Raw genomic sequence first — 24905 nt, forward strand, 5'->3', positions numbered from 1 at the left:
TCCGATGGGACGGCGCCCGGCGCCACGGCGCGGACCGGTGGTTGTGCGGTACGGGGAAGGATGAGGTAGACACCTTCCCAGCGGGTCGATCGGCATTGGGCCGCGCGACCGCTCGACTCACCGAACGGTTGTGCATGCCTTCTTCATCGTCCCGCCAGGATCCGCCGCGGGCAACGAGCACGACGGCCGCGCCCCCGGCGCGTCCGCAGCACCACGACATCTTCCTGGAGCCCCGCTACACCGTCGAACTGCCGCCGCTCCAGGACGGCGAGGAAGACGAGGAACCCACCATGGAGAGCCTCTTCGACCGGCCCCCGGCCCGCCGCCGTACGCCTATCCAGCGCCGGGGATAGTTCCGGCGCCCTCCTGAGCGCCGCCGTCGTCCCAGACGACGCTGTAGTACTTGAGCCGCTCGTCCTCCGCGACCAGCCGCATGCCCACCGCCGTCATCACCCGCTGTGAAGCGGTGTTGCCGTGGTCGGTGTCGCCCCGGACGCGGAGGACGCCGCGCTCGCGCGCGAAGCGCAGCAGCCGGCGCAGCGACTCGGAGGCGAACCCCCTGCCGTACGCCGACGGGACCAGGCCGTAGCCGATCGTCACGCTCAGGTCGTCGTCCGGGGCGCCGTGGAAGGCGACACCGCCGATCGCCAGGCCGTCCGAGCGGCGGCGGATCTCGTACGGGCCGAACGGCTGGGGGTCGCCGGTGATCGAACAGGTGGTCAGATAGCGTCCGGCCCCCACCATGTCGCCGTCGGTGGGATAGCCGGCCGCCCACCGGTCGCCGGGTGCCGGTTCCCCGGCGGCCACCCGCTCGGCTTCCAGGACGCTCAGCGGATGCAGTACGAGCCGTGCCGTCACCAGATCCTCCATGACACGCAGACGTATCACACCCGCCGTTCCCCGCCGCCACCGCGGTCACACGCGGCCGTCACCGTGCCGTCGGTACCGGCGGCCGTCAACATCGCGTCAAAGTCCGTCCGCCGCGCGGCAGAGCCGCGTCAAGACCCCGGCAGGACCGTCCCGGGGGAGCGCCGCGGGCGCACGCTGGAGACGCGGGGAGGCAGGGAAGAAGCGAGGCGCGCCATGGGAATTCCGCTACGGGGGCTCCTCGCGCGCGACCGTGCCGCGCTCGTCGTGGCGCCGCTCGCGCCGCTGGCCGTCGCCCTCCTGCTGGTGCCGCTGCGCACGGGCCTGGCCGGCGCCGACGCGGCGCTGGTCCTGGTCCTGGCCGTCGTGGCGGTCGCGGCGCTGGGCAACCGGGTCGCGGGCGCGCTCGCCGGACTCGCGGCGGCCCTCTGGTACGACCTCTTCCTGACCAGGCCGTACGGGCGGCTCACCATCACCGGCTCCCACGACCTCGTGACCGCCGTCCTGCTGCTGGTGGTCGGGCTCGCCGTGTCGCAACTGGCGGCCAGGGCCCGGCGGCTGCGCGTCATGACGGTCGTCGACGCCGGTCTGCTCGCCAGGATCCACGACACCGCCCGGCTCGCCAGGTCGCCCGGCGGCCCGGACGCCGTCGTCGACCGGGTCGGCCGCCATCTCGTCGAGATCCTGCGGCTGAGCGGCTGCCGCTTCGAGTACGGGACGCTGCTCGGGCACCCGGCCCGGCTCGAACAGGACGGCACGGTCGTCGTGGACCACCGGACCTGGGACCTCGAACGGCTCGGCTGGCCACCGGGCGAGATCGAACTGCGCGCCGCGAGCAACGGCCACTACCTCGGCCGGTTCATGCTCCGGCCCACCCCCGGCGTGGTCCCGTCCCGCCAGGCCCGGCAGGTCGCCGTGACCCTGGCCGACGACACCGGCGCGGCGCTCGACACGGCAGGCCCCGCCCTCGACCGCTGACCGGCCGGTCAGCGCGGGCCCGGTCAGCACGGGCCCGGTCCGAACGGGGTCCCGGCCCCGCTCGGTACGACGGAACCCGCGCTCCAGGCCAGGAGGCCGCCGCCCCGCTGCCGGCGGCGCACCGCCCAGCCGTCCCCCGGCAACCCCCCCGCTGTCAGGCGACGGGGACGCGGCCCGCCGCGACCGCGGCGACGAGAGCCGCGTGGTCGGCCGCGTTCCTGGCCGTGTAGCGCAGGGCGAAGTCGGCGACGGCACGGTCGAACACATCGGAGCCGCCGAGGTAGTGGGCGATGGCGATCCGGTCGCCGGAGCGGGCGTGCGCGCGGGCCAGCGCCGCGCCGCACAGCCGCGCGTAGTCGGGCAGAAGGGCCGGCGACAGGTCCTCCACCTCGGCGGCCCCCTTCCTGTCCCGCAGCTGCCGCCAGTAGAAGGTGCGCCCCTCGGGCGCCGTCACCCAGCCGAGGAAGATGTCCCCCGCCGCCTGGAGCAGCCGCTGCCCCGCCACCACCCGGTGGCCCTGGTGGGCGTACGTGCTCCGCTGGAGATGGGGTTCGAGCACGGACCGCCCGGCCTCCTTGAGCTGGAGGAACAGCGGATCACCGGCGCCGCGCCCCTCCAGCAGCACGACGAAGCAGCGGGTGCCGACACCGCCCACCCCCGCCGTCTCGCGGGCCGCGTCCACGAACCGGAACCGGTCGAGGAGCAGCCGCCGTTCCTCCGGAAGCGTGCTGCGGTACCCGATGAAGACACGGCGCAGCATCGCGTGATCGATCCGGCTCACCGGCTCCAGCAGCGGTGGGTCGGGGGTGATCCGGAGCCGGCCGCCGGGCGCGTCGGTCAGCCGGTCCAGCGCCCGCAGACCGGTCCGCGGCCGGTCGCCGCCGGGGGCGCCCTCGTCGCGCGGGCGCCGCTCGGCCCGTACGCGCGGCAGGATGCCGGCGGTGTCGATCCGCTCGTACCAGACGTCGAGTTCGCCGAGCGGCGCCAGCCGGCGCATCGACGTCCGGTACGCCTCGGCGCCCGCGCGTACGGCGCGCCGCGCGTGTGCCTCGGAGTGGCCGTTGCCGAGGGCGGCGACCGCGACGCTCGCGGCGAGCCGCTTCACATCCCATTCGAAGGGGCCGGGGAGCGTCTCGTCGAAGTCGGCGATGTCGAAGAGCAGGGCGCGCTCGGGCGTGGCGAACACACCGAAGTTCAGCAGATGCGCGTCCCCGCAGAGCTGGACGGTCAGTCCCGTACGCGGCTGGGTGGCCAGATCGCCGGCCATGACGGCGGCGGCTCCGCGCAGGAAGGCGAAGGGGGAGGCTGCCATGCGGCGGTAGCGCAGCGGCAGCAGCTCGGGGACCCGGCCGGCGGCCTGGCGCGCCAGGACGGTGAGCGGATCGGGCCGGTCGGCCCCCGGGATCCACAGTCCGTGCGAGGACCGGGTGGCCTCCTGGCGGGCGGCCCGGCCGCGTTCGGCCCGGTCGGCGGGAGTGGTCATCCGCACCCCTCTCGCCGGATCGGCCGGCCGGGGCACGGCCGGTCAGGACAGCGTCCCGCCGCGGCGGCGGCGCCGCCCGGTGTGACGTCCGTTCGAGTGATTTCCGCGGACCCGGCGGTTGCGGAAGGAGCACCGGGATCCGTGTGTTCTCGCGATCGCGAGTGCATTCCTGGAACAGGGCGTGTCGGCGGGCCGCGCGTGGCATGCTCGACAGGCGCTCTCACCGGTGCCGGCACCGTGCGTTCACAGGGCGATTCGGGGAGGTCGGATGGAGCATGGCCGAGAGGCGGCGGACGTGTCACCGGTACGGCCGGACGGCCCCGCGACCCGTGCCGCCGACGACCGGGCCGCCGCGGACGGCGACCGGTTCCGTACGGACCCCGACGACGACCCCGCCCCCGCCCGTACCGACGCCGAACAGGCCCGCGCCGCCCAGGACCGCAGGGCGCGGCGCCGGGAACGGCTGCTCGCGACCGCGACCGAGCTGTTCACCACGCGCGGCTACCCGGCCACCTCCATCGAGCGGATCTGCGGGACGGCGCATGTCCCCGTCCACGCGTTCTACGAGGAGTTCGAGGGCCGCGAGGCGCTGCTGATCGCCCTGCACAACGACGTGGCCCGGGCGGGAATGGAAGCCACGCTGACCGTGCTCAGCGATCCCCGGCTGGAGTCCGCCGGCACCCGCGAGCGCATCACCGAGCTGGGCCGCGCCTACGCGGCCGCCGTCACCGGTGAGACCGCGGCCACCAGGATGGCGTTCGTCGAGGTCGTCGGCGCCGGCCGCGCGGTCGAGGAACAGCGGTTGCTCTGGCGCGGTCTGTGGAGCGGCTTCCTGACCGCGGAGGCCGAGCGGGCCGTGGCGCGCGGCGAGGCCCCGCCGCGTGACTACGGGCTCGCGATGGTCGGCCTCATCGGCGCCGTCAACGAGCTGGTGGCGCACTGGACGCGGAACAGCGCCTCGCTCTCGCGGGAACTGCTGGCGGACGAACTCGTCCACCACACGCTCGCCACCCTCGGCATCGCCGCGGACGACACCACCGCGGCCGGCCACCCCTCGGACGAAGGGAACTGACGCGATGGCCGGACTCTGGCACCAGGTCCTGCGCACCATGTCCCAGCCCGGGGCCTCCCCGGACGACGATCTGCTCGCCCGCGCCGCGGCGGACATCGCGCTGCGCGACCACCCCCACCCGCCGGCCGACGCCGAGACGGTCCTGGCGATCGCGCGCGCCGAATTCGCCGCCGTACTCAGCCTCGGCCAGGCCCAGGCGGCCCTCGATCTGGCCCGGGGACGGACGGAACCGGAGGCCGGGGCGCCCGCCTGAGCGGGACGGCGGCAGGAGCCGCCCCTCGGGGCGGTTAGCCTGAGGACACGATGAACCGTTTGACGACGCCCTGGGGCGACTTCGCCCTCACCCGATTTCCCGAGCATCCCCGCGAGACGCTGCGCGCGTGGGACGCCGCCGACGACTACCTGCTGGGACACCTCGGCGGATCCGACACGGAGCCCACGGACCTGTCCGGCTCCGTGGTCGTCGTGGGGGACCGGTGGGGCGCCCTCACCACGGCGCTGGCCGCCCGCCGGCTCGACCTGGTCGACGCGGGCCCGCTCACGCAGATCACCGACTCGTACCTGACCCAGCAGGCCACCCGCGCCAACCTCAGGCGCGCGGGCATCGCCCCGGACACCGTACGGCTGCACTCCGCGCGGGACACCCCGCCGGTCCGCACCGACGTGCTGATCGTCCGGATCCCCAAGAGCCTCGCGCTGCTGGCGGACCAGCTGCACCGGCTGGCCCCGGGCATCCACCCGGGGACCGTGGTCCTGGCCACGGGACGCGTCACCGAGATCCACACCTCCACCCTGAAGCTCTTCGAGCAGATCCTCGGCCCGACCACGACCTCCCTCGCCGTCCGCAAGGCCCGGCTGATCTTCTGCTCGCCCGCGCCCGGCCGGGTACGGACCCCCAGCCCGTGGCCGCACAGCTACGCGCTGCCCGACGGGATCGGCGCCGTCTCGGGCCGTACCGTCGTCAACCACGCGGGCATCTTCTGTGCCGAACGGCTCGACATCGGCACCCGCTTCCTGCTGCGCCATCTGCCGCACCGCCACGGTCCCGAGCACGTCATCGACCTCGGTTGCGGCAACGGTGTGGTCGGCACGGCGGCGGCGCTGGACAATCCGGCCGCCCGGGTGACCTTCATCGACGAGTCGTTCTCGGCGGTCGCCTCGGCCGAGGCGACCTTCCGCAAGAACGTCGACGCGGGCACGGCCGCCGAGTTCCTCCTCGGCGACACCCTCAACGGCATCCCGGCGGGCACGGCCGACCTCATCCTGAACAACCCGCCGTTCCACACCCACCAGTCGACGACGGACGCCACGGCCTGGCGTATGTTCACCGGCTCCCGCGCGGCGCTGCGCACCGGCGGCGAACTGTGGGTCGTCGGCAACCGGCACCTCGGCTACCACGTCAAGCTCCGCCGCCTCTTCGGCAACTGCGAGACCGTCACGAGCGACCCGAAGTTCGTCATCCTGCGGTCCGTCAAGGGCTGACGGCCCCCGCGGGGACGTCAGCCCGGGTCAGTCCGCGTCCGTCGCCAGCGCGACCTCCGTGGACTTGATCAGCGCGTGTACGGCCGTGCCGGGCGCCAGATCGAGCGCCCCGGCGGCCTCCAGGGTGATGGCGGACGTGATCTCCTGGCCGCCGGTCAGCCGCACCTTGACGACGGCCATGACCTCGCCGGGGGTGACGGAGATGACCGTGCCCGGGAGCTGGTTGCGGATGCTCAGTCTCATACGAGTACCCCTCGGAGCCTGGTGCCGGCGGGGCGGGGAAGAGTCGCTTTCGCCCCGGTCTGTACGCGCACTGTAGCCGTACGGGGACGCGGGGGCCCTGGCGAACCGGGCCGTCCGGCCGTGCCGCCGGCCGTGGTCGTACCGGCTCTCAACTGCGCTCAAACATCCCTGTGCGGATTGTAAATGCGAGCGAACGCGGCCTATGTTGTCGCATATGCAGTCCTACACCATCGGTCAGGCGGCCCGGCTCCTCGGCGTGAGTCCCGACACCGCGCGCCGATGGGCCGACGCCGGCCGGGTCGAGACCCATCGCGACGAGAGCGGCCGCCGGCTCATCGACGGCCGCGCGCTCGCGGCCTTCTCCGTCGAGGTCGGACAGAGCGCCGCCGCGGGTGAGGAGGACGCCGCGTTCACCTCGGCCCGCAACGCGTTCCCCGGCATCGTCACCGCCGTCACGCTCGGCGATGTCGCGGCCCAGGTGGAGATCCAGGCGGGAGCGCACCGGCTGGTCTCCCTGCTCACTCGGGAAGCCGTCGAGGAACTGGGGCTGGAGGTCGGCATGCGCGCCACCGCCCGGGTGAAGGCGACCAGCGTGTTCGTCGACCGGAGTTGACCCGCCCCGGCCCGACCGGGCCCCCGGCTCCCGAGCCGCCCGCCGCCCCGCGCCGTCGCAGGCGCGCCGCTCCGTCGTCGTCACCACTCGTCCGTGCGCCCTCCCGCGCCCGTACCGCCAAGGAGTCCTCCGCCATGCCTTCCGTCCTCGTCCCCACCGCCCGCCGCCGGGCCGCCGCCGCGATCGTCACCGCCGCCCTGCTCGTACCGCTGTCCGCCTGCGGCGGCAGCGACAGCAAGGACTCCGGCGCCGAGTCCGGCGCCTCGGCGACCGGTGTGCCCAAGGCGAACCTCACCGTGCTGGCCGCCGCGTCGCTGACCGATGTCTTCAAGACGGCGGGCGCCGCCTACGAGAAGGAGCACCCGGGCACGAAGGTGACGTTCTCCTTCGCCGGCTCCCAGGAACTGGCCGCCCAGGTCAAGCAGGGCGCCCCGGCCGACGCCCTGGTCACCGCCGACACCAAGACCATGGACGGCCTCACGTCCGACACCGGCACCCCCGAGATCATCGCCAAGAACCGGCTCGTGATCGCCACCGGCGAGGGCAACCCCGACAGGATCACCGGCCTCAAGGACCTCGCCGACACCAAGCTGAAGGTCGTCCTGGCGGCGCCCGAGGTGCCGGTCGGCCGCTACAGCCGGCAGGTGCTGGACGCGCAGAAGATCACGGTGAAGCCGGTCTCCGAGGAGCCGAACGTCCGCGCCGTGCTCAGCAAGGTCGAACTGGGCGAGGCCGACGCGGGCATCGTCTACAAGACCGACGCCGCCGGCGCGGCCGACAAGGTCGACGCCGTCGAGATCCCGGACGCGCAGAACGCCATCGCCGACTACCCGGCCGCCACCCTCAAGACGTCCAAGCACGCCGCGGCGGCCGCCGCGTTCGTGGCCTGGCTCAGCGGCCCCGAGGCGCAGAAGATCCTCCTGGCGGCCGGCTTCCAGAAGCCGTAACCCCCGCCGGCGACGGGCACCGGGTACGGGCACCGCGTACGGACGCGACCGCTGTCCGGCGGGCCCCACCGTGCCGCCCGGCGGGCCCGGCCCGGCCCCGTACCGTCCGCCCCGAGCCCAGGAACCCCGATGACACGCCTCCGCACCCGCACCGGCAGGCCCGGTACCCCCGTCGCCCTGGCGCTCCCCGCACTGCTCGCGATCGCGTTTCTGCTGCTGCCGCTGATCGGCATCCTCGTCCGCACCCCGTGGGGCGACCTCGGCACGCATCTCACCAGCCCCGAGGTGCTCCAGGCGCTCAGGCTCTCGCTGCTCGTCTCCTTCTGGGCGCTCGGCCTGTCGCTGCTGCTCGGGGTGCCGCTGGCGTGGCTGCTGGCCCGGGTGCCGTTCCCCGGCAAGACGCTCGTCCGCACCCTGGTGCTGCTGCCGATGGTGCTGCCGCCCACCGTCGGCGGCGTCGCCCTGCTGCTCGGCTTCGGCCGCCGGGGGCTGCTCGGGCCCTGGCTGGAGGGCACCTTCGGCATCACCCTGCCGTTCCACACCTCCGGCGCGGTGATCGCCGCGACATTCGTCGCGATGCCGTTCCTCATCATCAGCCTCGAAGGCGCCCTGGCCGGGCTGCGGCCCGCCTACGAGGAGACGGCCGCCTCCCTGGGCGCCTCCCCGGTACGGGTGTTCCGCACCGTCACCCTCCCCATGGTCGCCCCGGGGCTCGCCGCGGGCGCCGCCCTGACCTGGGCGCGGGCGCTCGGCGAGTTCGGTGCCACGATCACCTTCGCGGGCAACCTCCCTGGCACCACCCAGACGCTGCCGCTCCAGGTCTATCTGCTGCTCCAGGACTCACCGGAGGCGGCGACCTCCGTATCACTGCTGCTCCTCGCCATCGCCATGGGCGTGCTGATCGCGCTGCGCGGGCGCTGGACCGGCGGGAGCGCCGACCGCCGGGCGGACCGCGGCCCGCTGCCGGAGGACTCCGTGACGCCGGACGTGCCTTCCGCGCCGGACGTGCCTTCCGTTTCCGACGTAACGCCCGCGCCACCGGACCCCGACGCGCGCTGGGCGCTGCACGCCGAGGTCACCGGCTTCAACCGGCTCACCCTGGACGCCGAACCCGGCACCACCATCGCCGTCGTCGGCCCCAACGGCGCCGGAAAGACCACCCTGTTGCGCGCCCTCCTCGGGCTGACCCCCCGCGCGCACGCCGCGCTCCGCCTCGGCGACCTCGACGTCACCGCGCTGCCGCCGCACCGCCGCCGCGTCGCCTGGGTCCCGCAGAACGGCGCCCTCTTCCCGCATCTCAGCGCGCTCGCCAACACGGCGTACGGACTGCGCGCGCACGGTGTGCCGCGTGCCGAGGCCCGCCGCGCCGCTCAGGAGTGGCTCGACCGGCTGGGCGTCGGCCATCTCGCCCACCGCAGGCCGCACCAGGTCTCCGGCGGCCAGGCGCAGCGCGTCGCACTGGCCCGCGCGCTCGCCGCCCGGCCCCGGCTGCTGCTCCTGGACGAGCCGCTCGCGGCCCTCGACCAGACCACCCGCGCCCAGGTACGGCACACCCTGCGCGGCCACCTCGACCGCTTCGGCGGGGTCTGCCTGATCGTCACCCACGACCCGGTGGAGGCCGTGTCGCTGGCCGACCGCGTCCTCGTGCTCGACGAGGGACGTGTCCTCCAGGACGCCCCGCCCGCCGAGGTCACCCGCGGGCCGCGCTCGCCGTGGGTGGCCAGGATGCTCGGCCGCAACGCCTGGGCCGGTACCTCGGGGCCCGACGGTTTCGTGCTCACCGGGGGCGGCCGGCTGGTCGTCGCCGAGCCACCGGCCGAGGGCACGGCCGCGCTCGCGATCATCAGGCCCGAGGCCGTCTCCGTACACCGGGAACGGCCCGGCGGCAGTCCCCGCAACGTCTGGCCGGGCACCGTACGGGAGATCACCGCCCTCGGCAGCCGGCTGCGCGTCCTGATCACCTCGGACGAGACCCCCGACCTGGTCGCCGAGATCACCCCCGAGGCCGCCGCCGAACTCCGGCTCGCCGAGGGCGTACCCGTCTGGACCGGGGTCAAGGCCACCGAGATCACCCTCGTCGCCCTCTGACCGTTCGGCGGGCCCCCGGCGGCCGACCGGGTGGGCGGACGGCCGTCCGACGCGCGCTGGCCGGCGCGGGCGCCCACTCCTGCTCGGTGACCATCACCTGACGTACCGTCAACCGGGGTCCGTGCGGCCCGAGCGGGGTCGCCACGCCCCGCCCCGTCCGCGACACTATTGTCGTGTACACACTTCCACACCAGGCACCACAGGGCCTTCCCGGCGGCCACATGATCGTCTGTGGCGACGACACCCTCGCCCACCGGCTGGCGGGCGAGTTGCGGGACGTGTACGGCGAACGGGTCACCCTGGTCGTCCCGCCCGTCCGTGTCTCCCGGCTGCCGCCCGCCCCCGCCGCGGGACTCGGCCGGGCCACCGCCTTCTTCGGCCGGATGTCCGCGGCCATGGCCCGTACGGCGGCGACGCTCCCCGACCCGGCCGGGGGCGGCACCGGGCCGGGGAACGGGGACGGCACCACGAGAGCGGCGGTCCCGCGCCTCCTGGAGACCGCCGAACTCGGCGAGGACATCCTCGTGGAGGCCGGAGTGGCGGAGGCCGAGGCGCTCGCCCTCGTCCATGACGACGACGAACTGAACATCCGGGCCGCGCTCGCGGCCCGCCGTCTCAACCCCCAGCTGCGCCTGGTCATCCGCCTCTACAACCGCAAGCTCGGCCAGCACCTGGAGGCGCTCCTCGACCAGGCCGCGGCCGTCGCCGTACCCGGTCTGGACCCCGCGGCGCTCGACGCCACCACCACCGTCCTGTCGGACGCCGACACCGCCGCCCCCGCGCTGGCCGCCACCGCGGTCGCCGGCACCAGCAAGGTGATCAGGGCCGACGGCCTGCTGCTGCGCGCCGTGGAGCGCAATCCGCCCGGACCCGGCGAGGTGGCGGACCCCGGACTGTGCACCCTCGCCCTGCTCTCGGCCACCACCAACGACCCGGCGGGCAGCGAGGGTTCGGACAGCAGCGGCCGGGAGGGCCCTGAGCTGCTCCCCGACGACGTGAGCGCCGCCACCGCCACCGGCCGGGGGACAGTCGTCCTGGAGGCCGTGTCCCACGCGGGCCCCGACCTGCCGCCCCGCCGCCTCGCGGGCCGCGGCGCGCCCCTGTCGTCCCTGTTCTCCCGGCGGCTGCGCTGGTCCTTCGCGGGGATCGTCGGCGCGGTCGTCGTACTCGCCCTCACCTCCTGGCTGGTGACCGACTCCCGGCTGATCGGCGCCACCTACCTCACCCTGCTCGACCTCTTCGCCATCGGCGACCCCGCCGTCGGCGAACCGGCGGACCGGCAGATCCTCCAACTCCTCTCCATGGTCACCGGACTTCTGCTGCTGCCCGTCGTCCTCGCCGCCGTACTGGAGGCCCTCGGCACCTTCCGCTCGGCCTCCGCGCTGCGCCGGCCGCCGCGCGGGATCTCCGGCCATGTGGTGCTGCTCGGCCTCGGCAAGATCGGCACCCGGGTGCTGGTGCGCCTGCGCGAGCTGGAGATCCCCGTGGTGTGCGTGGAGGAGGACCCCGAGGCCCGGGGCGTCGCCCTCGCCCGGAGCCTGCGCGTACCGACGGTCCTGGGCGATGTCACCCAGGAAGGCGTGCTGGAAGCGGCCAAGATCGAGCGCGCACACGCCCTGCTCGCCCTCACCAGCGTCGACACGACCAATCTGGAGGCCGCCCTCTACGCCCGCTCCGTCGCCCCCGGCCTCCGCGTGGCGCTGCGGCTGTACGACGACGACTTCGCCACCGCCGTCTACCGCACGCTGCGCGCCGCCCACCCCGGGGCGCTCACCCGCAGCCGCAGCGTCTCCACGCTCGCCGCGCCCGCCTTCGCCGTCGCCATGATGGGCCGGCAGATCCTCGGGGCCATCCCGGTGGAGCGCCGGGTGCTGCTGGTCGCCGCCATCGACGTGGCGGGCCATCCCCGGCTGGAGGGCCGTACCGTCGGCGAGGTGTTCCGGCCCGGCGCCTGGCGGATCATCGCGCTGGACACCGCCGACCCGGGGGACCGGCTGCCCGACCTGTCCGACACCCGCCCCGGCATCGAGGGCCGCCGGCCGCCCGGACTCGTCTGGGACCTGCCCCCGGGCTATGTGCTCGGTCCACGCGACCGGGTCGTGGTCGCCGCCACCCGGCGCGGTCTCGCCGAGCTGCTCGGCCGGCGGCCCGGCGGCGGGCGCGCCCGGGGGTACCAGGGGGACCGGGGATAGCGCGGTTACCGGCGTTACCGGGGATGCGGCCGGGGCGCACGGGCACCAGAATTGTCCCCACCGGACGAACGAGGAGGCGGCATGAACGCGGAGTCCGCTGCGGAGCCCGACTACGGGGGCATCACCCCCGACCGACTGCTGCACACCGGCGGTCACGACGGGGTGACGCCCGAGGACCTGGTACTGGCCTCCGGCCGGGACCTCACCCCGGAGAACATCGAATGGGCCAAGCGCCGGCTCGCGGCGAAGGGCCGCGCGGCCATCGAGGAACAGCTGCCGTAACCCCGGGCCGCGGGGCGGTCCTCCCGCCCCGGCGCGCCCGCCCCCGACTCGTACACACCGACTCGCCCCCCCCCGTGTGCCCCGCCGCCGTCGAGCGGCGGGGCACACCGCTGTGCGCCCGTCCGTCGCGGTGGCCGCATCCGTAAGCTCATGTCCTCCCGCTCGTCACCGAACTCGCCTACTCTGCCTCTCGGTTGACATGCCCCACACATGCGCAACGGGAGGAATCCGGGTTATGACAAAGCTGCTTCGCACCACGGTGCTGGCCGGCGCCGCCGCCGTGCTCGCCCTCACGGTCACCTCGGCGAGCGCCGCCGACCCCGGCCGGCTGCCGTTCCCCAACAGCACCGGAGTGGGGGTGCACAACTCGTACGAGAAGGGCGCCTTCACCTACTTCGCGGACGCCCTGGACTCCGGGGCGGGGATGCTCGAAATCGACGTGTGGACCAACGCGTTCGGCGCGGGGTGGCGCGTCTCGCACTCCAACCCCCTTGGCAACGACAACAACTGCGCGAACGCCACCACCGCCGCACAGCTGCGGACCAACTCCCGTAACCGGGACCTCGCCGGCTGCCTCACCGACATCAGAACCTGGCACGACGCCAACCCCGGCCACCGGCCCGTCGTCCTCAAGCTGGAGATGAAGGACGGCTTCCTTGGCAGCTCAGGACGCGGCCCCGCCGCCCTCGACGCGCTGCTCGGCGCCAAGCTCGGCGACGCGCTCTACCGGCCCGCCGAACTGACCGGCGGCCACCCCGATCTCGACACGGCGGTCCGGGCCGGCGCCTGGCCCTCCCGCGCACAGCTCGCCGGCAAGTTCATCGTCGAGCTCATCCCCGGCACGGTCGAGGAGCAGAACCCGTTCGACACACTGTGGACCGACCGGGAGTACGCGATGTACCTGCGCGACCTCAAGGCCGCGGGCCGGCTGGGCGAGGCCGCCGCCTTCCCCGCCGTCCACAACGCCGCGGCCGGCGACCCGCGCACGCGGTACGCGGACGCGGGGATCAGGCCGTGGTTCGTCTTCTTCGACGGGGACGCGTCCGCCTACGCCGCAGCCGGCTTCGACACCGCCTGGTACGCCGAGCGGAACTACTACGTGCTGATGACCGACGCCCACAACGTCGCCCCCGCCATCAGCGCCACGACCCCGACCGAACAGCAGGCCAGGGACCGGCTGACGCTGCTCGCGCAGAAGAACGCGAGCCTGATCTCGTCGGACTGGCGCACGCTGCCGGCGGTGCTATCCGAGGCCGTTCCGCGCGGGTAGCGACCCGACGGACAGCCGTACGGTCCCGGGGCGGCCTCACTCCGTCCCGGGACCACCGTCCCGGCCGTGCGCCGCCAGCACCGTGCCGATCGTGTCCGCCTCCGCCGCCGCTTTGTCCGTCCGGTACCGCAGCACCCGGGCGAAGCGCAGCGTCACCCCCGCCGGATAGCGCGAGGACCGCTGGAGACCGTCGTAGGCGATCTCCACGACCAGCTCGGGCCGTACGGTCACGGTGAAGCCGTCGTCCCGTACCGCCAGCTCCCGCAGTCGCCGCGTCTGCCACTCCAGCGTCGCGTCGGTCAGCCCCTTGAACGTCTTGCCGAGCATCACGAAAGAGCCGTCCTCCCGCCGCGCGCCCAGATGCAGATTGGAGAGTCGGCCGGTGCGCCGGCCGTGTCCCCACTCGGCGGCCAGCACCACGAGATCCAGCGTGTGCACCGGCTTGACCTTCAGCCAGCCCGCACCGCGCCGGCCCGCGCTGTACGGGGCGTCCAGCGCCTTGACCACCACACCCTCGTGGCCACGGGCCAGCGTCTCCCGGAAGAACGCCTCCGCGTCCGAAACGCCCGGTCCCGCGGACGCGTCCGGTCCGTTCGCGTCCCCGCCCGGGACGACGATCCGGCGTACCCGTGACGGCTCGGGCACCAGCCGCGCCAGCGCCGCGTGCCGCGCCGTCAGCGGCAGGTCGAGCAGCTCCTCGCCGTCGGCCGCCAGCACATCGAAGAAGACCGGCGACAGCGGCACCGCCCGCGCGGCGGACGGCACGTCGCCCCGCGACCCGACCCGCCCCGCGACCTCCTGGAAAGGCCGCGGCCTGCCCGCCGCGTCCAGCGCGATCACCTCGCCGTCCAGCACGAAACCGTCGCCCGGCAGCGCCAGCGCCACCGCCGTCACCTCCGGCAGCCGGTCGGTGATCTCGTCGAGCGTGCGCGTGAAGATCCGTACCACCCGGCCCTCCCGGTGCACCTGCACCCGGATCCCGTCGAGTTTCTCCTCCACGGCGCACTCCCCGAGCCGCCCGACCGCCTCCGCCACCCCGGTGGCGCTCTGCGCGAGCATCGGCAGCACGGGCCGGCCCACGGTGAGCAGGAACTCGTCCAGTACGGGCGGGCCCGCGGCCAGCAGCCGCCGCGCCACCGGGGCCAGCGAGCCGGCCAGCATCACCGCCCGCCGTACGGCGTCGGGCCGCGCGCCCGAGGTCTCCGCGAGCGCCTCCACGGCGACGGCGTCCAGAGCGCCCTGCCGGATCTCCCCCGAGATCAGCCCGGTCAGGAAGCGCTGCTCCTCCTCCGTCGCGGCCCCCAGCAGCTCCCGCACCAGGCGTCGGCGCTCCGTCTGCGCGCCGGGCCCGGCGACCGCCGCGAGCGCGGTGAAGGTGTCGTCCACCCGGTGCACGGTCAGGGTGGCGCGGCCGGCCGGCGGGGGCGGGTCCTTGAGCGCGTTCCAGCCGACACCGATCCGCCCCTGGGGCAGCCGTCCGGCCAGATAGGGAATGACCACCGGCACATCGTCCGGCCCCGTCGTCCGGAAGAGCCCGGCCAGCAGGGAGATCTTCCGGGACCGCGCAGAGGCCCCGGCGACCTCCCGGGACACATGGGCGAGCGGTGCCAGCAGCATGTCTCCATCGTCCAACGCCGGACCCGGGACCGCGCGCCGAGGGACGGAGCGCGGTCCCGGGTCCGGCGTCCGGTGTTCCGAGGAGCCCGGGTCAGCCGGTCGGGTTCCAGCCGTCCGTACCGGCCAGATACGCGGCGGCGGTGTACTCGCCCGCCTGCGCGGCCGTGAGCTGCGGACGGTTGGCGTTGACCGTCGCGCCGGGGCCGGTGTTCGCGTACTCGTGGAAGCGCGCCGACCTCCATGGGAAGGTGCCGAAGTCCGTCCAGGGGGCGGCCACCCGGATCGCGGCCGGCAGCGCGGTGTTACGGATCACCAGCTGTCCGACGGCGTCGTCGGTGGGGTGCCAGGGACGGCCGAGGGAGAAGGTGTTGGCCTGGGCCGGGCTGCTGATGGTGGAGCCGGTGATGAGCATGCCGTACTTCTTCGCGGAGCTGGTGTTCGGCGCCGCGAGATAGCCGTTGTTGCCGCCCGCCGCCGCGCCCCGGTCGCGCAGGGTGATGTTGACGCGGTCGAAGACGGCGGTGGCGTTGCCGAAGAGGAAGTCGACGTCACCGCTGATGAAGGAGTTGCGGAAGTACTGGCGGTACTGGCCGGTCGCGTTCGGCGCGTAGGTGAGGAGCGTGTCCTGGTGGCCGATGATGCGGACGTTGCGGAAGAGCTGCCGGTCGCCCTGCGCGGTGACGGCCACCGCCTGGGTGTCGGTGATCTCGGGGTGCTCGGCGCGCAGCCAGGTGTTCTGGAGGGTGACCCCGGTGACCGTGAGGTTGTTGGCCGCGAACGTCGCGGTGGCGCTGCCCCGGGTGCCGTACGTGGTCCCGTCGGGCTTCCTGGTGCCCGACGCGTTGTCGTACGTGATGACGACGTCCTCGGCGTTGCCGGTGGCGCCCGTGATCGTCAGGCCCGTCTTGGCCGTGGGGACGTTGAGCACCTCGCGGTAGGTGCCCTTGGCGATGGACACCGTGTCACCGGCGGCGGAGGCGTCCACCGCCGCCTGCACGGTGCGGTACTGGGCCGAGCCGTCGGCGGCGACGGTACGCGTGGTGGCGGCCAGGGCAGGGGCGGCGGTGGTGAGGGCGGCCGTCGCCGTGGTCGTGGCCGTGGTGCTCGTCGTGCCGGCGGCGGTCAGCACCCCCGCGCCCGTGGTCGAGGCCAGGGAGGACGGCAGGTCCTTGGCCGAGGACTCCAGCCCGGCGGTGAGCGTCGGGGTCCAGTTCACGCTGGTCCTGAGCTGCTTCGACGAGTCGGCCGCGGCGTTGTAGGCGGCGGGCAGGTCCGTCACCGTACCGTCGACCATGTTGCCGGTGCCCGCGATGGCGCCGGTGCCGTCCCCGCTCATCAGCTGGGAGGTCTTGCGGTCGCTGGAGAGCTTCCAGTAGTTCTTCTCGGCCACCACCTGCGCGCCGGCGCGGGAGTTGATCGTGTAACTGTGCGCGTAGCCGTTGGCCTTGGTGGTGTCGTAGTAGTTGTTGTAGATGTGCACCTGGCCGATCCGGGTCAGCGGCGCGCGCTGGGTGATGCCGGTGTAGACGTTGTGATGGATGGAGATGCGCAGCGCGCTCGCGTTGTCCGTGTCGCTGGAGCCGATCAGCGTCGTCTTGTCGTGGTTGGTGAAGCGGTTGCGCTCCACGGTGACCAGGTCGGAGCCCTTGGTGATGTCCAGCAGACCGTCGTGCACCTGGAACTTGCGGTCGAAGTAGGCCGCCGACGCGCTGTCGAGCGTCGGACCGTCGCTGAACGTGTTGTGGTCCACCCAGACATGGGTGGCCCCGCGCAGCGTGACCGCGTCGTACTCGGAGTTCCAGTTGCCCGTGGAGCCGTCGGTCGGGTCCCACTGCGGGAAGCAGTCCTCGGGGCTGTTGAACGTCAGATTGCGCACGATGACGTTGTCGACGTTCTTCAGCACCAGGGCGCCGCCGAGGATCCTGGCGTTCGAGCCGGGGACGCCCACGAGCGTCGTGTTCGACGGGACGTTGAACTGGATGTTCTTCGCCTGCTTGGCCGCCGCCGCGACGCGGGCCGTCTCCTGGGTGCCCGAGGGCACCGTGGTCCGGCCCCAGGTCGCGGGGTCGTACGCCTTCAGATACGCGGAGAGGGAGTATCCCGTCCCCGAGGCGTAGTCGGCGCAGCCGACGGCCGCGCCCGCGTCGTCGGTGTTGGCGTCGATCGTGCCCTTCACCTGGATGATCCGGGCAGTGGTGCCGCTCGCCGAACCGAGCGCCGCCACCAGCTGGGCCCGGGTGGAGACCGTCACGACCTGGGTGGCCGCCGCGCCTCCCGTCGTACCGGTGCCACTGGCAGCCCAGCCGTCCTTGGCGGGCAGCGTCTGGTGCGCCAGATCGGTCGCGGCGCTCGCGCCCGAAGCGAAGGGGATCGTGCCCAGCCCGGCGGCCACCACGGCCGCCGCCGAGAGCAGCGCCGTACGGCGGGCGAGCCGTGACCCGCGGCGCGGCGCGGCGGCGGAGGCCGTGTCCGATGAGGGGGCGTGGGGGGAGCGTGGGGGAGTGGACATCCGTCAACGTCCTTCGTCGAAGGGGAAGTTCATTCACGGGTGGGCACCGCGGGGGGAAAGGTTGCCGCATGATCGACGCTTTTCGCCGGGGCGCCCACCGCCTTCTCGCCGCCCTCCCACCGCGCCGCCGTGCGCGCCCGCCCCACCTCCGCCGTGCCCCCGGCACGCCCCCGGCCCCGCGCAATCCGCCCGACACCCGCCCCACCCCGTACACCTTCCCCGGCCGGGCGGCCATACTGGACGGTCCGGGACGGAGTGGAACGAAGGTGCGGGGGGCGACAGCACGCGATGGCGGAGAGCAGGCTGATCCAGGGCCGCTACCGGCTGCTCGATCTCATCGGGCGCGGGGGCATGGGCGAGGTGTGGCGGGCGCGCGACGAATCACTCGGCAGGCACGTCGCCGTGAAGTGCCTCAAGCCACTGGGACCCCAGCAGGACCACGCCTTCACCCGGATCATGCGGGAGCGGTTCCGGCGCGAGGCCCGGGTCGCCGCCGCCCTTCAGCACCGCGGTGTCACCGTCGTCCACGACTTCGGCGAGTACGAGGGCGTCCTCTACCTCGTCATGGAGCTGCTCGAAGGCCGCAACCTCAGCCAGCTGCTCGACGACCGCGCCCCGGCCGGCGAGGACGAGACACCGGAGGAGCGCCCGCTGCCCTTCGCCGACGTCGTCGACATCGCGGAACAGGTCACCGACGCCCTCGCCTACACCCATGGACAGGGCATCGTCCACCGTGATCTCAAACCGGCCAACATCATGCGGCTCACCGACGGAGCGGTGAAGATCTGCGACTTCGGCATCGCGCGCCTCGGCCACGACATCGGATTCACCTCACGGCTCACCGGCACCCATGTCGCCATGGGCACCCCGCACTACATGTCGCCCGAGCAGATCTCCGGGAGCCAGATCGACCACCGCAGCGATCTGTACTCGCTCGGCTGTGTGCTCTACGAGATCGCCACCGGCACCCCGCCGTTCGACCTCATCGACACCTGGTCGATCCTGGTCGGCCACCGCGACACCGTCCCCGAGCCGCCCAGCGCCCGCCGCCCCGGACTCCCCGCCTTCCTCGACGGGATCGTCCTCGGCCTGCTCGCCAAGACCCCCGAGGAGCGGCCCGCCGACGCGGGCGAACTGCGCGGCGCGCTCGCCGCCGCGCGCTCCGCCGCCGCGCCGCCGCCCGGAGCGCACCAGGACCGGTTGGCGCTGCCCGCCCCGGCCGCCGGTGGCCGCCGGATGCCGTACCTCCTGGGCCCCGCGGGACCCCCGCTCCCCGCGGACATGCCGCTGCCCTCCTGGACGCGGTCCATGACCACCGGGCACAAAGCCATCGGGACGACCGGACTGACCGGGCTCGGCGCGCCGCCGCCGGACCACGCGGCGGGGCTGACCGGCGAGTGGACCGCCCCCGCCGACCCGCGCGCCACCGCCGTGGCGCGCCGCGACACCGGGCGCCCCACCCCGTCCCCCGAGCACCTCGCCGCGCTCGCCGCCCGGCACAGCGCCGGTCTCAGCCTCGGCCGGCTCGGCCGCTGGGAGGAGGCGGGCGAGGTGCACCGCGCGGTCGCCGCCGAGCGCGCGCACGCCCTCGGCCCCGACCACCCGGACACCCTCGGCAGCCGGTACGAGGTCGGGTTCACGCTCAGCAGGACCGGCCGTACGGTGGACGCCCTGCGCGAGTTCTCCGAGGTCGCGGAGGGCCGCGAACGCGCCCTCGGCCCCGACCACCCCGACACGCTCGCCGCCCGCCAGGAGACGGCCTACGTCCTCGGACAGCTCGGCCGGCACTTCGAGGCCCACGAGGTCTTCGCCGCGGTGCTCGCCGCCCGCGAGCGCACCACGGGCCCCGACCACCCCGACACCCTGCGCTGCCGCCACAACCTCGCCTACAACCTGAGCAGGCTCGGCCGCCTGGAGGACGCCCACCGGCTGGCCCACGAGGTCGCCACCGCCCGCGCCCGCGTCCTCGGCCCCGACCACCCCGACACCCTGGTCAGCCAGTACGAGGTGGCCTACGCCCTCGGCCAGCTGGGCCGCTGGCCCGAGGCGCTCGCCGGCTACCGTCAGGTCGCCGCCGGCCGCGCCAGGGCCCTCGGCGCCGACCACCCCGACACGCTCGCCGCCCGCTACGAGGTCGGCATCAGCCTGGGCCGCCTCGACCGCAGCGCGGAGGCGCTGGAGCTGTACGGCGGCCTGGTCGAGGACCGCGCCCGCGCGCACGGCCCGCGCCACCCGGAGACGCTCCGCGCCCGGCACGGCCTCGGCGTCAACCTCGGCCGCCTCGACCGCTGGGACGAGGCGCTCGCCGAGGCCCGCGACGTCTGCGCGCTGCGGGAACGGGTTCTCGGCGCCGACCATCCCGACACGCTCGTCAGCCGCCGCGAGATCGCCGTCGGCCTCGGCTGGCTCGGCCGCTGGGCCGACGCGCTCGCCGTGTACCGCCAGGTCGCCGACGCCCGCGCCCGCGTCCTCGGCCCCACCCACTCCGACGCCCTGGCCAGCCGCGACGACGAGGCACACTGCCTCGAACAGCTCGGCAGGAGCGCGGAGGCGGCGGCGCTCTACCGGCAGGTGGCGGCGCTGCGCCGGCGGCACGGCTCGCGCGGCCACTGACGGCCCACGACGCCGCGCCCCCGTACCCGGCGCCCCTGGCCGCGCGATCGTCCGCATGTTACCAAGAGCCATGCCCGTACCCACCTCGCCCGCCCGCACCTCCTACGACGCCGTCATCGTGGGCGGCGGCCACAACGGACTGGTCGCCGCCGCCTATCTCGCCAGCGCCGGCCGCACCGTGCTGCTGCTTGAGCGCCTGGGACACACCGGCGGCGCCGCCGTCTCCAGCCGCCCGTTCGCCGGGGTGGACGCCCGGCTCTCCCGCTACTCGTACCTCGTCTCCCTGCTGCCCCGGAAGATCGTGCGGGAGCTGGGGCTGCGCTTCACCACCCGCCGCCGGACCGTGTCCTCGTACACCCCGCTGGGCGACGGCGGGCTGCTGGTCGGCGAGGGCCGTACCCGCGCCTCCCTCGCCGCGCTGACCGGCGGCGACGCGGAGTACGCGGCCTGGGAGGAGTTCTACGGGATGACCCGGCGGGTCGCCGGGCGGGTCTTCCCCACGCTCACCGAACCGCTGCCCACCCGGGAGGAACTGCGCGCCCGCGTCGGTGACGACACCGCCTGGCGGACGCTCTTCGAGGAGCCGATCGGCGTCGGGATCGAGGAGCGGTTCCGCCACGACCTCGTCCGCGGTGTGGTGCTGACCGACGCCCTGATCGGCACCTTCGCCGACGCCCACGACCCGTCGCTCGTCCAGAACCGCTGCTTCCTCTACCACGTGATCGGCGGCGGCACCGGCGACTGGGACGTCCCCGTGGGCGGCATGGGCGCGCTCACCGACGCGCTGGCCGCCGCCGCGCGGTCCGCCGGAGCGGAGATCCTCACCGGTCACGAGGCCACCCGCGTCGAGACCGACGGGACGCGTGCCGAGGTGACGTTCCACGCGGGCGGTGCGGACCGTACGGTGACGGCCCGCCAGGTCCTGGTGAACGCCTCGCCCCAGGCGCTCGCCGCCCTCCTCGGCGACGAGCCACCGCCCGCCGCCGAAGGCGCGCAGCTCAAGGTGAACATGGTGCTGCGCCGGCTGCCACGCCTGCGCGACCGGTCCGTCGACCCCCGCGAGGCGTTCGGCGGCACGTTCCATGTCGCCGAGGGATACGGGCAGCTGGCCACCGCCTACCGGGAGGCGGCGGCGGGCGGGCTGCCGGGCGCTCCGCCGTCCGAGATCTACTGCCACTCCCTCACCGACCCGTCCATCCTCGGCCCGGAACTCGCCGCCAGGGGCTATCAGACCCTCACCCTGTTCGGACTGCACACGCCCGCCCGGCTGTTCGCCGACGACCACGACGCCGTACGCGCCGAGCTGCTCGCCGCGACCCTCGCGCAACTGGACGAGCGGCTGGCGGAGCCCCTCGCCGGCTGTCTCGCGGTGGACGACGAGGGGCGGCCGTGTATCGAGGCGAAGACCCCGCTCGACCTCGAACGCGAACTGCGCCTGCCCGGCGGCCATATCTTCCACCGCGACCTCGCCTTCCCCTACGCGGCGGAAGGGGCCGGGCGCTGGGGCGTGGCGACCGCGCACCCGAACGTGCTGCTCTGCGGCGCGGGCGCGGTACGCGGCGGCGGGGTCAGCGGCGTACCGGGACACAACGCGGCGATGGCGGCGCTGGGGCGGTGAGGACCGGGGCGGAGCCCTGTCGCGTACCTTGCCGGGTCAGTCCGCCGAGGCGGTCCAGCCGGCCGCCTCGATCCGTGCCGCGTCCTCGGGCCGCGACTCGTCGAAGACCGTACGCCCGTCGGTGCCGTCACCGTCGCCGGTGGTCTCGATGCCGGTGCTCTCGATCCGCAGACCGGTGACGTACACGCCCCGCCCGGTGTACGGCCCGCGCGTCACGCAGCGCCAGCGCAGCCGCAGCGCGGCGGGGGTGCCGGGCAGCTCCGCCGTCAGCCGGTGCCAGACGCGTCCCGACCAGCCCGAGACCGCGCCGGCCGGGTGGTCCAGCGGCGGCTGTCCCGGCCGTACGGTGCTGAAGGGCACCGGCCGCCAGCTCAGGCCCGCGTCGGCCGACGCCTCCAGCACCAGCGTGTCGGCGCCGGGCACGGTGTCCCACCAGAGGGCGCAGCCCAACCGGCCGCGCCCCGGGCCCTGTTCGAGATCCGGGAGGGTCAGTGTCGCCGTCGTGTCCCGCGCCGTGCCGGCGAACCAGGCGGTGGCACCGTGCTCCGGGCGGACCGCGACGGCGCGGGCCATCCGGTCGGCGCACGCCACGCGCGGCGCGCTGCCCGAGCGCCAACTGCGCACCGGATGGACCGAGTTGCCGAGCACGATCAGAAACGAGTCGGTCGTCGGGTCGAGCACGACACTGGTCCCGGTGAATCCGGTGTGGCCCACCGTGCGCGGTGTGGTCATCGCGCCCATGTACCAGCGCCGGCCCAGCTCGAACCCCAGCCCGTGCGCCTCCCCGGGGAACGCGCCGTTGAAGTCGGTGAACATCAGCTCTACCGACTCGGGGCGCAGAATCCGCGCCGTACCGTACGCCCCGCCGTTGAGCAGCGTGCGGGCGAGGACCGCCAGGTCGTGGGCGGTCGAGAAGACGCCCGCGTGGCCCGCCACCCCGCCGAACGCGTACGCGTTCTCGTCGTGCACCTCGCCCCGCACCATCCCCCGGTCGAGCCCCGACCAGGGCGGTCGCGCGTCCTCGGTGGCGGCGATGTCCGGCCACCAGGAGACGGGCGGCCGGTAGCGCGTACGGCGCATCCCGAGCGGGGCGGTGATCTCGTCGTGGAGCAGCGTCTCCAGCGTCCGGTCGGTGATCCGCTCCAGAAGCAGCTGAAGCGCGATCATATTGAGATCCGAATAGAGCAGGACCGTACCGGGCGTATGCACCGGAGCCTCGTCCCACAGCATCCGCAGCCGCCCCGCCCGGGTCGCCTCCCCGTGGAACGGGAGCCAGGCGCGCAGCCCCGACGTATGCGTCAGCAGCCCGCGCACCGTGATGTCTCCCTTGCCCGCGACCCCGAACTCCGGGAGGTACGACGCGACGGCCGCCTCCAGCGCCAGCTCGCCCCGCTCGATCCGCCGCACCGCGAGCACCGAGGTGAACAGCTTCGAGAGCGACGCCAGATCGAAGACCGTGTCCCGGGCCATCGCCACCCGCCGCCCGGCCGGCAGCTCCACCCCAGCGCCGGTCCGTTCGTCGTACGCCGCGTAGCGCACGGCATGGCCGATCGCCCGGTGCAGCGCGATCGTCCCGCCGCGCCCGGCGAGCAGCACGGCGCCCGCGTACCAGGGGCGGTCGGGGGACGGGCCGAGGAAGGCCGCCGCGTCGTCGACGAGCCGCTCCAGCTGCCCGCCGACGAGCCCCGCCCGCCAGGCCGGGCCGTACCGCAGGGTCGTCGTCCTGACCGGCACCGCCTCCCGCGTCACATCCGTCCCTCCGTCCACCACCGGCAGCCTCCTCGACGCTCCTCACTACCACGACGGTACTGACCCCGCATCAGGGGACGGCGCCAGGACCGGCGCCGGACCGGCGGCCCCGTCCCGCCCGCCGCGCGCGCCCCGGCCACCTCTGGCAGCGTGGGACGCATGGCTACGCGTATCGGCATCAGGTCACTGACCTCCCAGTGGACCGTGGTGGTGCCGCTGCTCGCGGTGGTCGCGCTCGTGCTCAGCTGGGGACGGAGCCTGCCGGGCTTCGCCGTCGGGCTGGTCGCGCTCTGTCTGGCGGGCGCGGTCCTCGCCGCCGTCCACCACGCCGAGGTCGTCGCGCACCGGGTGGGGGAGCCGTTCGGCTCGCTCGTCCTCGCCGTCGCGGTCACCGTCATCGAGGTCGCGCTCATCGTCACCCTGATGATCGACGGCGGTGACAAGACCGCCTCGCTCGCCCGGGACACCGTCTTCGCCGCCGTCATGATCACCTGCAACGGCATCCTCGGGCTCTGTCTGCTGGTCGGAGCCCTGCGCAGCCGGATCGCCGTGTTCAACCCCGAGGGCACGGGCACCGCGCTCGCCACCGTCGCCACGCTCGCCGTCCTCACCCTGGTCCTGCCGACCTTCACCACCAGCAAGCCGGGACCCCAGTTCTCCCCGGCGCAGCTCGGCTTCGCCGCGGTCGCCTCGCTCGGACTGTGGGGGCTGTTCGTCGCCGTACAGACCGTGCGGCACCGCGACTACTTCCTGCCCGTCACCCAGGAGGGCGATCTGCGCGACGAGGACTCGCACGCCACCCCGCCGACCCGGCGCGCCACGGTGCTGAGCCTGGTGATGCTGCTGGTGGCGCTGATCGCCGTCGTCGGGGACGCGAAGGCGGTGTCGCCCACCATCGAGTCCGGTGTGGAGTCCGCCGGGCTGCCGCAGGCCGTGGTCGGCGTCGTCATCGCGCTGCTGGTGCTGCTGCCGGAGACCATCGCCGCCGTACGCTCGGCCCGCCGCGAGCGGGTGCAGACCAGCCTCAACCTCGCGCTCGGCTCCGCCATGGCGAGCATCGGGCTGACCATCCCGGCCATCGCGCTCGCCACCATCTGGCTGGAGGGCCCCCTGGTCCTCGGGCTCGACGCCACCCATATGGTGCTGCTCGCGCTGACCGTGGTGGTCGGCGCGCTGACCGTCGCCCCCGGCCGCGCCACCCTCCTTCAGGGCGGCGTCCATCTGGGGATCTTCGCCGCGTTCGTCTTCCTCGCCATCAGCCCATGACCGGGCCGGTCCGGGC

Annotated in this window: 19 protein-coding genes and 2 pseudogenes; 14 read left to right on the plus strand and 7 right to left on the minus strand. The window is 74.3% G+C overall.

Annotated features, from left to right (window positions below):
* The first annotated feature begins 134 nt into the window (after positions 1-134).
* Complete coding sequence (locus AB0389_RS12760; RefSeq protein WP_366395380.1) at positions 135-353, plus strand: hypothetical protein; 219 nt, start codon at positions 135-137, stop codon at positions 351-353.
* Here AB0389_RS12760 and AB0389_RS12765 read toward each other — a convergent pair.
* Positions 334-870, minus strand: coding sequence for a GNAT family N-acetyltransferase (locus AB0389_RS12765; protein ID WP_366395438.1), 537 nt, complete (start codon positions 868-870; stop codon positions 334-336). The genes AB0389_RS12760 and AB0389_RS12765 overlap by 20 nt on opposite strands.
* 213 nt (positions 871-1083) lie before the next feature.
* Here AB0389_RS12765 and AB0389_RS12770 point away from each other — a divergent pair, with 213 nt between their 5' ends.
* Positions 1084-1845 carry a DUF4118 domain-containing protein gene (locus AB0389_RS12770; RefSeq protein WP_366395381.1) on the plus strand — a complete coding sequence of 254 codons (762 nt, stop codon included), beginning with the start codon at positions 1084-1086 and terminating at the stop codon, positions 1843-1845.
* A 154-nt stretch (positions 1846-1999) separates the two neighbouring features.
* Here AB0389_RS12770 and AB0389_RS12775 read toward each other — a convergent pair whose 3' ends face one another.
* Entirely contained in the window at positions 2000-3328 is a 1329-nt protein-coding gene (locus AB0389_RS12775) for a DUF2252 domain-containing protein (RefSeq protein ID WP_366395382.1), read from the minus strand.
* 268 nt (positions 3329-3596) lie between these two features.
* Here AB0389_RS12775 and AB0389_RS12780 point away from each other — a divergent pair, with 268 nt between their 5' ends.
* Genes AB0389_RS12780 through AB0389_RS12790 form a run of 3 tightly spaced genes read left to right on the plus strand, consistent with a single transcriptional unit; the run spans position 3597 to position 5882 of the window.
* Complete coding sequence (locus AB0389_RS12780; RefSeq protein ID WP_366395383.1) at positions 3597-4400, plus strand: TetR/AcrR family transcriptional regulator; 804 nt, start codon at positions 3597-3599, stop codon at positions 4398-4400.
* A 4-nt stretch (positions 4401-4404) separates the two neighbouring features.
* Positions 4405-4653, plus strand: a complete 249-nt coding sequence (locus tag AB0389_RS12785; RefSeq protein WP_366395384.1) for a hypothetical protein — start codon at positions 4405-4407, stop codon at positions 4651-4653.
* Positions 4654-4703: 50 nt separating this feature from the next.
* On the plus strand, positions 4704-5882 hold the full coding sequence (locus tag AB0389_RS12790) for a methyltransferase (RefSeq protein ID WP_366395385.1): 1179 nt from the start codon (positions 4704-4706) through the stop codon (positions 5880-5882).
* A gap of 39 nt (positions 5883-5921) precedes the next feature.
* Here AB0389_RS12790 and AB0389_RS12795 read toward each other — a convergent pair.
* A pseudogene (locus AB0389_RS12795) lies at positions 5922-6125 on the minus strand (TOBE domain-containing protein); the annotation flags it as partial.
* 214 nt (positions 6126-6339) lie between these two features.
* Between AB0389_RS12795 and AB0389_RS12800 the strand changes: the two are divergent.
* From AB0389_RS12800 to AB0389_RS12825, 6 genes are all read left to right on the plus strand, one after another.
* Entirely contained in the window at positions 6340-6738 is a 399-nt protein-coding gene (locus AB0389_RS12800) for a TOBE domain-containing protein (RefSeq protein ID WP_366395386.1), read from the plus strand.
* A 134-nt stretch (positions 6739-6872) separates the two neighbouring features.
* On the plus strand, positions 6873-7685 hold the full coding sequence (gene modA, locus AB0389_RS12805; protein WP_366395387.1) for a molybdate ABC transporter substrate-binding protein: 813 nt from the start codon (positions 6873-6875) through the stop codon (positions 7683-7685).
* A 129-nt stretch (positions 7686-7814) separates the two neighbouring features.
* Positions 7815-9773, plus strand: coding sequence for an ABC transporter permease (locus tag AB0389_RS12810; protein WP_366395388.1), 1959 nt, complete (start codon positions 7815-7817; stop codon positions 9771-9773).
* A gap of 221 nt (positions 9774-9994) precedes the next feature.
* Positions 9995-11965 (plus strand): NAD-binding protein, encoded by a 1971-nt coding sequence (locus AB0389_RS12815; RefSeq protein WP_366395439.1) that lies wholly within the window; start codon positions 9995-9997, stop codon positions 11963-11965.
* 81 nt (positions 11966-12046) lie between these two features.
* Positions 12047-12247, plus strand: a complete 201-nt coding sequence (locus AB0389_RS12820; protein ID WP_366395389.1) for a hypothetical protein — start codon at positions 12047-12049, stop codon at positions 12245-12247.
* A 235-nt stretch (positions 12248-12482) separates the two neighbouring features.
* Positions 12483-13517 (plus strand): phosphatidylinositol-specific phospholipase C domain-containing protein, encoded by a 1035-nt coding sequence (locus tag AB0389_RS12825; RefSeq protein WP_366395390.1) that lies wholly within the window; start codon positions 12483-12485, stop codon positions 13515-13517.
* 36 nt (positions 13518-13553) lie between these two features.
* Here the strand turns inward: AB0389_RS12825 and AB0389_RS12830 are convergent, their stop codons facing one another.
* The 3 genes and pseudogenes from AB0389_RS12830 to AB0389_RS12840 all read right to left on the minus strand — a co-directional run.
* Positions 13554-15134: an ATP-dependent DNA ligase gene (locus AB0389_RS12830; protein ID WP_366395391.1), complete on the minus strand. Its 1581-nt coding sequence runs from the start codon at positions 15132-15134 to the stop codon at positions 13554-13556.
* Positions 15135-15225: 91 nt separating this feature from the next.
* Positions 15226-16263, minus strand: a complete 1038-nt coding sequence (locus tag AB0389_RS12835; RefSeq protein ID WP_366395440.1) for a pectinesterase family protein — start codon at positions 16261-16263, stop codon at positions 15226-15228.
* Positions 16255-17643, minus strand: a pseudogene (locus AB0389_RS12840) (polysaccharide lyase family 1 protein); the annotation flags it as partial. The gene AB0389_RS12835 and the pseudogene AB0389_RS12840, both read right to left, overlap by 9 nt.
* 288 nt (positions 17644-17931) lie before the next feature.
* On the opposite strand from AB0389_RS12840, the gene AB0389_RS12845 reads away from it, so the two are divergent.
* Entirely contained in the window at positions 17932-20256 is a 2325-nt protein-coding gene (locus AB0389_RS12845; protein WP_366395392.1) for a serine/threonine-protein kinase, read from the plus strand.
* A 70-nt stretch (positions 20257-20326) separates the two neighbouring features.
* Positions 20327-21874 carry an NAD(P)/FAD-dependent oxidoreductase gene (locus AB0389_RS12850; protein ID WP_366395393.1) on the plus strand — a complete coding sequence of 516 codons (1548 nt, stop codon included), beginning with the start codon at positions 20327-20329 and terminating at the stop codon, positions 21872-21874.
* Between the two features lie 36 nt (positions 21875-21910).
* On the opposite strand, the gene AB0389_RS12855 is transcribed toward AB0389_RS12850, so the two are convergent.
* Positions 21911-23641: a serine hydrolase domain-containing protein gene (locus AB0389_RS12855; RefSeq protein ID WP_366395394.1), complete on the minus strand. Its 1731-nt coding sequence runs from the start codon at positions 23639-23641 to the stop codon at positions 21911-21913.
* Positions 23642-23782: 141 nt separating this feature from the next.
* Here AB0389_RS12855 and AB0389_RS12860 point away from each other — a divergent pair, with 141 nt between their 5' ends.
* Positions 23783-24889 carry an ionic transporter y4hA gene (locus AB0389_RS12860; protein WP_366395395.1) on the plus strand — a complete coding sequence of 369 codons (1107 nt, stop codon included), beginning with the start codon at positions 23783-23785 and terminating at the stop codon, positions 24887-24889.
* Positions 24890-24905: the final 16 nt, after the last annotated feature.

The sequence above is a fragment of the Streptomyces sp. NPDC093109 genome (assembly GCF_040701725.1).
Classification (GTDB): domain Bacteria; phylum Actinomycetota; class Actinomycetes; order Streptomycetales; family Streptomycetaceae; genus Streptomyces.